The organism is Romboutsia sp. 1001216sp1 (assembly GCF_039841805.1).
Classification (GTDB): Bacteria; Bacillota; Clostridia; order Peptostreptococcales; family Peptostreptococcaceae; genus Romboutsia_C; species Romboutsia_C hominis.
This window is the reverse complement of record NZ_JBDPHA010000005.1, coordinates 20,446-33,031: the sequence shown is the minus strand read 5'-3', so window position 1 is coordinate 33,031 and position 12,586 is coordinate 20,446. Positions and strand designations below refer to the sequence as shown.

Below are 12,586 nucleotides of genomic sequence, written 5' to 3'. Positions count from 1 at the left end.
TCTCTTCTTCCTTTTTAATTTAAATTCTATTCTACAACAGGCTCTTCACTAGGAGCTTCGACCACTGATGGTTCTGGAGTTTCTGGTTGTGGTATTTCTTCTGGTTTATTCTCTGGTTCTTCCTCTGGTTTAGTTTCTGGCTCTACTGTTGATTCTGGAGTTTCTGGTGATTCTGGAACTCCTTCAGATGGCGGCAATTCCTCACTTGGTGGTACTTCTGGCGTTTCTTCACCTGGTGGCATCTCTTCACTCGGTGGTATTTCACTTGGTGGCACTTCTTCTGAAATTTCTGTTTTTGAGCCAAGCTTAGTCCAATGAGCTGTTAATTTGTCATTCTTATTCTTAGTAATTTCTATTTTATAACGAACTCTTATTAAATTATTATTCTTATCACGTATTCTTAGTTCTAAGATAAGCCAATCATCTCCACCTTCCTTAGTACTAATATTTTCTCTATTTATTTTTTTATCAAAATCTATATTTATTCCATTACCTTCAATTTCAGACTCTTCTGGTTTATTACTGAACTCCCCACTTCCTTGTTCAAAGTTAACACTTTCTACAGTTCCTTGATTTATAATTGATGTGCTTAACTGTATATACAAATCTTCTCTTTCATCGTGAACCCAAGCATTAGTTTCAAATTCACAGCCGCCTTCTGGTTTTGGGTCTACCAATTGGCCTATACTAACACTATTGCCCTTTATATCACTTGCAGTAAAATAACTATGACCAATATATCCACCTGTAAAAAAAACTGCCATGCTCATCCCTACCATAACAAATTTGCTTCTTATATGCATTATTCAACACCTCCTGCATCGATTTGTATAGCATTTATAGTAGTGTTAAAGTCTGCACTTTTTCCTTCTAATGTTTTCTTAACATCATCTGTTATATCACTTCTTATGCCAACAGTGACTGAAACATTAATAGACTCTCCTGGATCAACTTCAACTTTATTTCCATTATTATCAACAATATATGCACTTTGTAATGATAAAAGATCTTTTAATGTAGATACACTATATCCCTGTGGCTTCACACTTTTTCCACCATATGTCATTTTTAAATTACAACTTAATAAATCTAAATCTATTCCACCTGAATTACCTGAAAAATCTATCTCTACATTTTGTTTCAAATCCCCTTTATTTATAATAGAAAAACTTTTAGTATCACTTAATTTATCTTTATTCAGACTAATATCTATTCCATTTGATAAACTAGTGTCAAGTTTCCCCATAGTTATAACCAAGTCATTTTTAGCACTTACTTTGTCACTAAAGTATGAATAACTTCCAAAAGCTCCAACACTTCCTATACTTAGCATAAGTACAGCCCCACTAAGAGTTGCTTTTAATTTGTATTTTTTTGATTTCTTAGCTTTTTTTAATCTACTCATCTATATCATCTCCTTTGTTAGAAGATTTTCTATCTAAGACTATTCCAAGTCCTAATACACCTGCTCCAAGTGCTGTAAGGCTTGTTGCATTTACTATACTTCCGGTTTGAGGTAATTTGCCTCCTAATCCTCCAACATTACTTCCATTATTTCCATTGCCTGGTTTGTTTGGTTTCCCTGGATCTACCGACGATTCTGGATCTATCGGTAGATTTGGATTATCCGGGTCTACTGGTGATTCTGGATCTATTGGTGGATTTGGATTTTCTGGATCTACTGGTGGCTCTGGATCTATTGGTGGATTTGGATTTTCTGGGTCCACTGGTGGCTCTGGATCTATTGGTGGATTTGGATTTTCTGGATCCACTGGTGGCTCTGGGTCTACCGGTGGATTTGGATTACCTGGATCCACTGGTGGCTCTGGGTTTGTACCACCACCTCCACCACCTCCACCACCTCCGCCGGAGCTTAAGTTATATACAACACCTAGGCTAAATATTTTTAATAAGCCTTGAGCGTCATTATTCATTTCTTCATCCATATCTATAGTTAGTATAAATTCTTTTTCTCTATTACCATTTATGCTTACACTTTTATCTAAACTAACTCCATTATCTTTTCCCAATATATCCTTAAGTTTTACACTAACTTGATTTTCTTCATTTCCTGCTTCTTTTATAGTTATAGTTGTATATTTTGCCATCTCTTCAAAAGCTTTACCTAAATCAAGGCCATTTTCTCTTGATTTTTCAATTATATATATTTTTCTAACTGTCATTTTTTTATTTGTATTATTTTTTATGACAAACCTCATAGTTTCTGATGATCCTGGTTTGTATAACCCCGTCGGTTGTTCATATATCTGTATAGTTGCATCTTTGTTGGACTTAGTATTCGCAAAAGTTGGTGCAGTAAATGTTATACACATAATTGAACAAAGCGCTAGGGATTTTAAAGCTCTCTTTATACTTTTCATATAATCCCTCTTTCTAAAAAAGGCATTCTTTTAAATAAGAATGCCTTTTTAATTATTGCAATTTATATTATTTTTTTGCACCTTCTTGTGTAGCATCTATAACATATTTGCTTATATCTTTGTCAAAATTAAAGTTTATGTACTCTTCTTTTTCTTCTCTATTGTATTCATTATCTTGCTCTGGAGTTCTAGAGTTCACTTGAACTTCTATTCTTAAAGTAGCTTTCTTATCTGCGTTTTCGTATTGTATAGAATCATTATTATTTAATTCTTTTAATACCTCATCTCTATTATCTTTTATAGTTATAAATCCATTTGCTATAACACTTTCTAATTCTGATCCTTTAACAGGTTCTCCACCTGTCAATTCTAGATCAGTGTTTATATCTGAATAATTAGATATCGTTACTTCTTTTACAAATTTATCACCTGGTTTTACATTGCCGATAAATTGATTTATAGGCCCCTTTGTACCCATAGCTTCTTTATCACCATGAATTGTACTTTCATATATCCATTCTCCCTCTTCTACTTCTAAATCTAATTTACCCATAGATATTACTAAGTTATTGCTTGCTTCTACCTTATCTGTAAAATAAGCTTTAGTTCCTAAAAAAGTTCCTCCAACTAATAATGCTCCTGCCATCATAAATGCAATAGTTTTATTCTTTCTCATAATATAATTCCCCCCAATAAACTTTATCGTGCTAATCCGTACCGATTATCACAATAATAATGATACTGTACTACTATAAAAAAATATATTGCTCTTAAGAGCCAAATTTTATTACACCTTTGCTATTACCTTTTGGTGTAATTAACATTACTTCTTTTTACTATACCAATAGGTACACTATGGTATACTTAAGTATAGCTTTAATAATATTTCTAATTTATTTTTCTAAAAAAACAATAAAAGTCGGGTATTTAACCCGACTTTTATTTATATTAACTTAACTATTAGAAAAATTAGTACTACCTATATTACTAAGTTCTAGTAATTTATTATACTTTTTTTCTTCTACAGGTTTTGAAAACACATAACCTTGAACTATCTTTACCTTAAGTTCCTTTAACACTTCTATTTGCCTACTATTTTCAACACCTTCACACACTGTTTTTATATTTAAATCGCTTGATAAACTCATTATATGTTTAACTATTGTTTTTGCTTTCAAATCAACTTCTATATCTTGTAAAAGTGATTTATCTAACTTTAATATATCTATATTTAAATCTTTTAATCCACTTAAATTAGAGTTTCCTGTTCCAAAATCATCCATTGCTACTTTTATTCCTAAGTTTTTTATTGCATTTAATTTTTCATTTATATATTTTGTATCCTTTAAAGCTGTTGTTTCTGTGATTTCTATTTCTATAAGGGTGGGATTTATATTATATTTGTTCATGTTTTCTTTTATAGTATTTATTAAATTGTCTTGATAAAGTTCTATTCTTGATAAGTTTATAGATATGGGTACGGATTTTATATTATTTTTTTGTTGAATGTTTAAATTTTTGCAGACTTCTTCAAACACCCATCTTCCTATTGCATTTATGTATCCACTTTCTTCGGCTATGTGTATGAATTCATTTGGGGTTATGATTCCTTTTGTTGGGTGTATCCACCTTATTAGTGCTTCAGAGCCTACTATTTGATTTGTATCTATGTTGTATTTGGGTTGGTAGTATATTTTTAGTTGGTTATTTTTTATGGAGTTTAGGAGGTATTTTTTTAGCCTTTTGTTTTTTCGCTTGTATAATATATTTTTTATGAAATTTTCCTTTTTGTTTTGTATCATGTGACTTCCCCTATTTTTTTTTATGTGTTGATGATTTGATTAAAATGAAGTTCCCTATAATATATAAAATAGCTGTATTTTTGGTGAATGTCAAATATATTTTATAACTTTGTAGATATTTCAGTGCATTACATACAAAAGTATATAAACTTTACTCTAAACATCAATGTTATTAGTTCTAGATAATAATCTTATATAATAATTAGCTCCCCTTGGTATGCAAGAAGTGGAAGTATTATAGACCTTATTTTACGGCTTACAATTCTCTCTGTTTCTGCTTATTTGAAGTTTCTCAGCTTCATAGTTTCATTTGTTGTATTATTTATTGCAGTAGCCGCCATATCTTTAATTCTAACTTAGTTATATTTTAGTTTCTAATTCTTCCATCACTAGCACTTACTGTAAATTATAATCATTTTTCAAGCTCTTTTTTGTAAGGTTCTGCTTCATTAGTAAAATTTAGATTATTAGATGTAAATTCAGCCACTAAAAAATAACGTACTACTTCATTATCCTTGCAAAATAGGTGCAATTCAAGTAATAAAATAGCATACTTTTGATCGTTTATCATATCTCTACTAAAATCCTTTTATGTATAGTGTGCATTCAAATATCACTTAGTTAATAGAAATTTCTCTCACATTAAAAGATATTTATAAAAATATAATTTTAATTATTTATGATTGTACATTTATTTATTTTATAATTTTTTCGATTAAAACAAAGAGCATATATAAAAGCTCATACTATTAAGTATGAGCTTTTTATTTATTACTATTATATACAAAGTATTCAGTTACTATTTTACTAAATTTATAACCTTATTCATTATAGTTTTAGCTATTCCGTTACCTACTTGGTATACATTCTTACCTTGATTTATGTCTTCTAAAACATTCTCTTGAGATTTGCTTAAACTTTCACCAGCTAATACCATTGGAGCTCCCTTTATTGAAGGTGCAGCTGCTAATGCATCTACTAATGCATATGCTTTAGATACATATACATCACCATCATAATTCTTGTAGAACTCTTTTAAAACTTTTGCATTTGTATCTTGTCTATCTTCTCCAGCTATTCTCTCTACATGTGCAACTTTTAAAGCTTTTAATTCTTCTTCAACATTTGAAGTAAGAGTTGTAGTTCCTCCTACTAATTTTACATCACTTTTATTATTTTTAACTAAGTAATCTTTAGCATCTTCAGTAAGTCCATTTACTCCAGATACTATTATAGGAGTTACTTTGTCAACTTCTACTTTAGATGCAACAGAAGCTATAGACATAGCATCAGCTTCACCTTTATAACCTACAACAAATGCATTTGTTGCATGATCTGCAGCTCCTATTTCTTTAGCTATTTTTAAAGAAGTATCTACTCTATCTTCCCCAGCTATTCTCTTAACATTTATACCTTTAGAAGATAATTGCTTTTCTACTTCTTTAGATATTTGACTTTCTCCACCTACTATGTAAACAGTTTTTCCTGCTACTGTTCCGAAAAGTCTTGTTATTTCTTTCATAGTGCTTTCATTTACAGCATCTTTAGCTGAATATAATATAGGAGCTTTCTTAGCTGCTGCTAATGGTCCTGCTGCTAATCCATCAACTATAGCATCTTGACCTACAAGAACCACATTATTAACAGTTCCATCTGTTTTGTTGTTATGTTTACTTATTTCTATAGCAGTTTCAAATCTATCAGCACCTGCTATTAATTTAGCATTTTCACCTGGAGTGTAAGTTTTTAATTTTTCTATAAATGCAGCCATAACTGCTTTACTAGAAGATGTTATAGTTATTTCTGCTAAATCTCCTTCTTTTGTTAAGCTGTCACTTACAGATGCTCTGTTTAAGTTTATATTCTTTACAAATAATTTAACTTCATATTCTTTATCAGCCTTAACTTCTTTTATAACCTTTGTTTCATCCATGTTTTCCTTAGCTAATCTATCATCATTATTAGATGTTGAATAATCATTAGCTTCAAATGTAACACCTGCTAAAGCTTGACCAGCTTCTGTTAAGTCTGCTCCATCAAATAATTCAGAAACTTGCATTGTCTTTTCTACTGATTTAGAAAGTCTCTTTTCTACTGGCTTTTCTGGAGTTATAGCTTCATAAGCCTTATTTTCAAATCCTTTTAACTTACCAGCTACATCCCTAACTGGTTTTGTAAAGTCTAATTCTTTATCTCCATTTCCTAATGTTGCTGTATATTCTACATCTTTAGTATTATCATTTTTAAATTCTAAAGTATATGCTACTTCTTTATCTGATACAACTTTTTTATTAGTAACTACTGTGTATCCTGCTAATGTTACTTTTCCTTGTTCTAATTCTGCTATTTTTCCACCTTCAGCAACGTACTCTGGTATAGCATTAACATACACTTTTCCATTTCTCTCTTCATGTCCACCATCTGTTATAGTAACATCTATTACTTGACCATTTTTCATACCGTTTACAGCTGCTTTAAATTGATCTAAAGTTGCTTGAGTTGCTTCTTGACCAGTTTCAACTTTGTCAACTATAGTCTTTGCATCAAATTGTATTTTGTAAACATGCTTATCTCTCTTATCTCCATTTTCTGCAACGTCTGCATACTTCATGTTGAATTTAGCTTCTACTTCGTCTACGAATGCTTTCATTCCTTCTGTTCTTATTACATCTTCTTGGCTAGTAACTGCAGCAAATGCTGGTGCAGCTGTAGTTGCTGCAGTAGCTACTGCCATCATCATTGCTATGTTCTTTTTCTTTAACATATTCATTTCCTCCCCAACATTATATAAAATAAATTACATCTCTTTTATTTACATTCCGTTTCTCGTATTTCTCACATACTTATATTTCTCACACAAGTAGATGATAATATACTTTTTAGTAACTTTCACCAACTTTCGTTTTACATTTTTCTACATTTATTTTAGTTTTATTGTAAATTATTTATTAAATTTAATATTTTTATATTAAAATACATTTTTTCTACATTTTACTACATTTATTTTTATTTTTTTAATTTTATTTTTAAATGGTATTTTTCATTTTTGTAAATTTTAAATATTTTGTCGTAAACTTTTTATATAAAAAGCACTACTCAAATGAGTAATGCTTTTTGTTTTTCATATTCTTATTATAGTTTTATGCTTTTGTATTCACTTTTATTAATTCTACTTTAAATGGATTTGAAGGATTTTGTGGTGTTGGATATTTTCCTCTAAATATTTTAACAATAATATTTCCCTCTTTATTATTTTCAATCTTTATACCTCTTTGATTAGATGTATTTGCTCCAAAATCAGTTGTTACATCTATTGTAGCTAAAAGTAAGTCCTTTTCTTCTTTATATTCATTATCATTATCTTTATCTACGAATAATACGCTTCTTCCTTCTTCAGTTCCTAAAAGCACTTCTTCTGTTGTTCCACTTGTTGTAAGCCCTTCTACAACTGTTTTATCTCCTGGTAATTCAGTTAATCTTAATAATGATGCTATCGGATCAAATGAACTATCTTCTTTTTTTATAGTATCTATACTCTTTAAGTTTATATTTGTGATTTTAGGAGTAGTATCATTTACCCTTATACTCATTGATGCCTTCTCTGTACCATCTTTATATACTCTTATAGTTGCACTTCCTTCTTTTTTAGCAACTAAATTTATATTTCCATCTGTGATACTTGTTGCTTTTTGAGTTTGTTTAGATACTGTTGGTTCTATAGCTACAACATCTTTGTTTGTTGATGTTACTACAAATCCTTCTTTAGGTATAGTCCCTGTCGTATGTATATTTATATTTTTTTCTTCGTTTACTAAATAACTTCCATTATATCCATTAAGCTTAAGTGTAAGCGTGTTATCTGCTTCTTTCCCATTTTTAGTATATACATCTAATGTAGAATCTTTTCCTGTTGGTAATTCTAATCTCCAACTAGTTGCTTGTGCTGCCTTTGATACATACACTCTTAAAGTTGCTAATGTTTTATCGTCTTTCTTTATAGCTAAGCTTCCGTTTAAGTTTTCAACTACGTCAGCTCCATTTACATTTATTTTTACTTTCCCTTCTACATCACTTTTTCCTGTAGCAGGTACAGTAGCTACTGTTTTTCCTCCAGATTCTATCTTTTGCTCTGAATTTATTAATGTATAATCTACATAAGGATCGCTATACTGGTCTTTTATAGTTGCTTGAACTTCACCACTCTTATTTGCTGTTAGGTATATTGTACTATTTGATAATGATACACTTGATACCTTACGAGCTTCTGATACTACTGTTATTGTAAATGTTTTACTTACATTTCCATTTTTTATAGTTATTTGAGCACTTCCTGTTGAGTTAGCTATTAACTTATTTTTATTAACTCCACTATTATTTACACTTACTACTTCTGGATTTGATGATGTTATTGCAAAGTTTTCTGATGTAGGCAATTTAGCTGTATTATTGTTCATATCCACGACATCTATATCTACTATACTTGCACTTTCTCCTACAACTAATTTATTACTTTTTATTTTTACATTATTATCTAATTTTACATCAAATGCTTTTATTTCTTTATATTGTGTTGATTTATCAGTTACCTTAACCGCTTTTAATCCTGAACGTATTATTGTCGAACCTTTTGTTAATACAACTTCATAATCAAAAACTTCATTTAAATCAAATGGTGTTGACTTTTTATCTGGTATATTAGTTCTTAATTTTCCATCTGTCGATTTTGTATCAGATGCACTTGATGATTTATAGAATACACTTTGACTTGATTTAAATTCTACATTCCAACCTAGTGCTTTTAATTCTTCTACTGTTCTTTTTTGATTTCCATTTACCGTAAATTCTAAATATTGTATAGCTCCATTAGCTCCTGTTCCTATCTCAGTTGTTGCAGCTTCTACACTAGATATCTCTGAGTTATATGTAAAGCTATGACTAGTAGTATTTCCTAAGTTGCTAGTAACTCTAACTGTATTAGTTCCATTACTAAATGCATTAGCAAATTCTACAGTAGCTTCTGTACCTGTACTATTAGCAGTATAAGAAACAGTAGTATTTCCACTTATAGAAACCTTTGATTTATCTATTCTATTTAATTCTCTTCCTGTTATTTTTATAGTTTTATAATTAACTAATGTCACTCCAGTTACTTGAGCTTCTGGATCTTTTTGAGTATCCTTTATAGCTTGTATACTTGCAGTTGGTATACCATTTCCAACCTCAGTTATCTTTGTAAATTTCTTACCTTCTAATAATACCTTTTGATCGTTTGATAAGCTTTTTCCAACTATCATAACAGGATCTTGATTATAAGCTGCTAATACACCAACAGCTAAAGCATCTGCTATTTCATCTGCTTTATTTACTTGACCTGATTTTGTCACATATATATTGTCATAAGTGCTAGATTTGTAGAATTCTTCTACAACTTCAGCATTAGTTTCTTGTCTTCCTGTTCCTTGTAATCTTTTCTTAGTTCCTGGTAATGAGTTTTGAGTTGTGTTCGATACTGAACTTGTTCCCCCTATTACATAAGAAGTGTTTATACCCTCACCATTTATATATGCCTTAGTATCTGCATCTAATCCATTTTTTGGGTGTGCAAGTATTATTGGCATTTTATTTTGAGCTGCAGGTGCTGCCACACTTACTGCATCTGCTAATACTTCTCCATTAGCTACAGCTATCTTTGATATATCTGATATCTTATCAAATTCTTTTGCTACTTTTAAAGAAGTTTCATATTTGCTATTTCCTGCTATTCTATTAACAGTTATTCCCATAGCTTGGATTTCAGATTTTACAGAATCACTAACTGATGCTGTTCCACCTATTATATCAACTGTTTTTATTCCTCTTCTAGTTAATTCTTTCTTTGTGTCTTCATTTAATTTGTTATTTTCAGTCATTAGTATTGGAGCGTTTTTTAAAGATGCGTATGGAGTTGCTGTTAATGCATCTACTATTCCTTTTTGTCCATTTACTACTACTGCGTGTTTTGATGTTGAGCTGTAGTTTTTACTTATTTCTACTGCTGTTTTATATCTGTCATCACCAGATATTTTACTTGATGTTACACTAGCTCTTGGCTCTTGTGCATTTGCTTCTATTGCAAATGTAGATGCTAATGTTGTTGCAAGCATTGTTGTCGCCATAACCTTAGCTATTATTCTCTTTTTTCTCTTTAACATACTTCTCACCTCATGTTATTTTGGGATTTTTATCCTTTTATGAATTTAATTGTATAATAGTTTTAGTTTTTTATCAATACATCTTAAAATCATTATACTTTTAAATGTATATTTATTTTTCAATTAACTTAATATAATAAAGAAAAGAAGGCTCAAAATGATTTGACCTTCTTTTCTTTATTCATTATATTTTAATATGTATCTATTTAAGTTCAACTACTACTTGGTTACCTGCTAATGAGCTATCAAATTGTAATTCTAATCCTGTTGCATCTTTAGGTACTTCAACTACATATTCTCCAGTCATTTTTCTTCCTGGCCCTATTGTTCCATCTAGTTGACCATTAGCATTTTCTACTATAGTTTGTTTCATAGCTCTTCCATCTTTGTCTACTACTTTAAACATTAGCACGGATGATACAGTTTGCTCTTTATCTGATATATTTTCAACTGTTGCATCTACGTATAAAAATTCGTTACCTTCTTGTGGTTTTATAAAGTCACTTCCATTTGTAGTTTTTACTTCGTTTACTGTTATTTTAAATTTATCTAATTCAATAGTATCTCCTATATTGAATACTTCTTCTTTATTACTTTTTTCTTCTTTTGTTACTATAGGTTTATCTTCTGAAACTAATTTTGGTTTATTTGAACCAGATCCTGCAATTGCAGCTATTATTATTACAACTAAAACCCAAAACCATATCTTTTTATAAAATGGTTTAGAATTTTTTGCCCCACATTTAGGACACGCTTTTGCGTTAGATGCTATTTCATTACCGCAGCTTTTACAATTTATTAATTTTGCCATTATATAATCCTCCTACAAGTTGTATATATTTTTAAGTCCAAGGTATATTATACATATTCTCTTTGTCGTTTTTTGTCATTCATTGTTAGAATTAGAACTTTTTTATAATTCTTTCTTAATAAAAAAGGAACATCAATGAAGTCCCTTATTTGTATTAATATATTTTAGTTTAAATCTATTATTGTGCATCCTTTAGTGATGTATTCCAGATTACACCTACTTTTTCAGTTTCAGTTTTTCCATTTACATTAACGTCTAAAGTAAGTTCCATAGTTAGATATTTTATCTCCATGTCGCCTAGTATTGTACTTCTTTTTATATTCGTTTCTTTGAAAAATTTTGTAAGTCCAAGTATATCTATATCTAGACCATCTAAATTAATTTTTTCACCTGACTGTGTAGATATTTTATTTAATACTCTATCACCTATAAATGCTTCTAATTCTTTTTTATTAGCTGTATTAGATGTAGTATAATTAATATTATATTGTGGTTTATCTTTACCTACACGATTCACAATATCTAATCCTTTTATAGTAACTTGAGCATTATTTTTTGTATTTTTATTTAAAACTATAGAATTTAATACTCTATAATTATCCTTTATAAAACTTCCATTCATATTTTGTGGTTGATCTTTAACTAAGCTATACTGTAATGACTCTATATCAGTAATATTTGGTATTAAATCAACATCTATTGAAGATTTACAAATAATTTCACCATTAGTTAATACATTCTTAGGGTCATATTTTGATTCGATAATAGGCTTTACATCTGGTTTTACAACGTATACATTTATTTTTCCAGGGTATGAATTTTTCGGTATTGTTAGTGAGTTTAATTGCCCATTTTCTTGTGTATAGCCAATTTCAGCATTCATTATTGCAGGATTTGAACTTCTACCTACTAGATTTCCATATACTTCGAATCTTCCTAGTGCAATGTCTTTACCTTCATAGTATCCACTATCTTCTGCTCCTGTTTCAATATATATAATTTGATCATTCAGACCCTTAAAGCGTTCAAATTAGTATTTACTTTTCTTCCAGTTTCACCATAATATACATTATCACTTAGAGCACCAAATTCTGTTGTTAAATTAGCTCCTTTTAGCTTATATATCACTATCTCCTACTTGTTCTACATCTAAAACTGTTCTAGTATTTACAAATTCACCATATTTATCTATTTTAGGAACATTTTAAATTCCATACCTTTTAATTCAAGAGCTTCACTATTTTCATATTTTATTGTAATTTCATCATTTTGTTATTGCTATTATCTTTTATTGCATTAGAATTTATTTTTATAACATTATTTGCTTCTAATTCTCCACTAAATAGTGTCACTAATTTATTTTCCTTTGTATATGCTGTTTTTTCTATATTTATTGTACTT

Annotated in this window: 9 protein-coding genes; all 9 read right to left on the bottom strand. The window is 29.7% G+C overall.

Translation table 11 applies throughout. From position 1 onward, the window contains the following. Nucleotides 1–26: 26 nt before the first annotated feature. Entirely contained in the window at nt 27–803 is a 777-nt protein-coding gene (locus tag ABHC41_RS06580) for a hypothetical protein (RefSeq protein WP_271892639.1), read from the bottom strand. Next, nucleotides 803–1,405: a hypothetical protein gene (locus tag ABHC41_RS06575; RefSeq protein ID WP_271892643.1), complete on the bottom strand. Its 603-nt coding sequence runs from the start codon at nt 1,403–1,405 to the stop codon at nt 803–805. Before ABHC41_RS06575 ends, ABHC41_RS06580 begins: the two co-directional genes overlap by 1 nt. Then, nucleotides 1,398–2,381, bottom strand: coding sequence for an LPXTG cell wall anchor domain-containing protein (locus ABHC41_RS06570; RefSeq protein WP_271892645.1), 984 nt, complete (start codon nt 2,379–2,381; stop codon nt 1,398–1,400). The genes ABHC41_RS06575 and ABHC41_RS06570 overlap by 8 nt, the downstream gene beginning before the upstream one ends. A gap of 67 nt (nt 2,382–2,448) precedes the next feature. Continuing rightward, nucleotides 2,449–3,057 carry a hypothetical protein gene (locus ABHC41_RS06565; RefSeq protein WP_271892647.1) on the bottom strand — a complete coding sequence of 203 codons (609 nt, stop codon included), beginning with the start codon at nt 3,055–3,057 and terminating at the stop codon, nt 2,449–2,451. Between the two features lie 277 nt (nt 3,058–3,334). Continuing rightward, nucleotides 3,335–4,183 (bottom strand): EAL domain-containing protein, encoded by an 849-nt coding sequence (locus tag ABHC41_RS06560; RefSeq protein ID WP_271892650.1) that lies wholly within the window; start codon nt 4,181–4,183, stop codon nt 3,335–3,337. Between the two features lie 799 nt (nt 4,184–4,982). Further along, entirely contained in the window at nt 4,983–6,947 is a 1,965-nt protein-coding gene (locus tag ABHC41_RS06555; protein WP_271892652.1) for a cell wall-binding repeat-containing protein, read from the bottom strand. Between the two features lie 376 nt (nt 6,948–7,323). Then, nucleotides 7,324–10,374 (bottom strand): cell wall-binding repeat-containing protein, encoded by a 3,051-nt coding sequence (locus ABHC41_RS06550; protein ID WP_271892654.1) that lies wholly within the window; start codon nt 10,372–10,374, stop codon nt 7,324–7,326. Nucleotides 10,375–10,576: 202 nt separating this feature from the next. Further along, nucleotides 10,577–11,185 carry a DUF4352 domain-containing protein gene (locus ABHC41_RS06545; protein ID WP_271892656.1) on the bottom strand — a complete coding sequence of 203 codons (609 nt, stop codon included), beginning with the start codon at nt 11,183–11,185 and terminating at the stop codon, nt 10,577–10,579. A 178-nt stretch (nt 11,186–11,363) separates the two neighbouring features. Continuing rightward, nucleotides 11,364–12,068 carry a hypothetical protein gene (locus ABHC41_RS06540; RefSeq protein WP_271892658.1) on the bottom strand — a complete coding sequence of 235 codons (705 nt, stop codon included), beginning with the start codon at nt 12,066–12,068 and terminating at the stop codon, nt 11,364–11,366. Nucleotides 12,069–12,586 lie beyond the last annotated feature (518 nt).

Coding starts and splice junctions, on each gene's coding strand:
- ABHC41_RS06580 (WP_271892639.1), bottom strand. CDS start 803: ATGCATATAAGAAGCAAATTTGTTATGGTAGGGATGAGCATGGCAGTT.
- ABHC41_RS06575 (WP_271892643.1), bottom strand. CDS start 1,405: ATGAGTAGATTAAAAAAAGCTAAGAAATCAAAAAAATACAAATTAAAA.
- ABHC41_RS06570 (WP_271892645.1), bottom strand. CDS start 2,381: ATGAAAAGTATAAAGAGAGCTTTAAAATCCCTAGCGCTTTGTTCAATT.
- ABHC41_RS06565 (WP_271892647.1), bottom strand. CDS start 3,057: ATGAGAAAGAATAAAACTATTGCATTTATGATGGCAGGAGCATTATTA.
- ABHC41_RS06560 (WP_271892650.1), bottom strand. CDS start 4,183: ATGATACAAAACAAAAAGGAAAATTTCATAAAAAATATATTATACAAG.
- ABHC41_RS06555 (WP_271892652.1), bottom strand. CDS start 6,947: ATGTTAAAGAAAAAGAACATAGCAATGATGATGGCAGTAGCTACTGCA.
- ABHC41_RS06550 (WP_271892654.1), bottom strand. CDS start 10,374: ATGTTAAAGAGAAAAAAGAGAATAATAGCTAAGGTTATGGCGACAACA.
- ABHC41_RS06545 (WP_271892656.1), bottom strand. CDS start 11,185: ATGGCAAAATTAATAAATTGTAAAAGCTGCGGTAATGAAATAGCATCT.
- ABHC41_RS06540 (WP_271892658.1), bottom strand. CDS start 12,068: ATGAATGCTGAAATTGGCTATACACAAGAAAATGGGCAATTAAACTCA.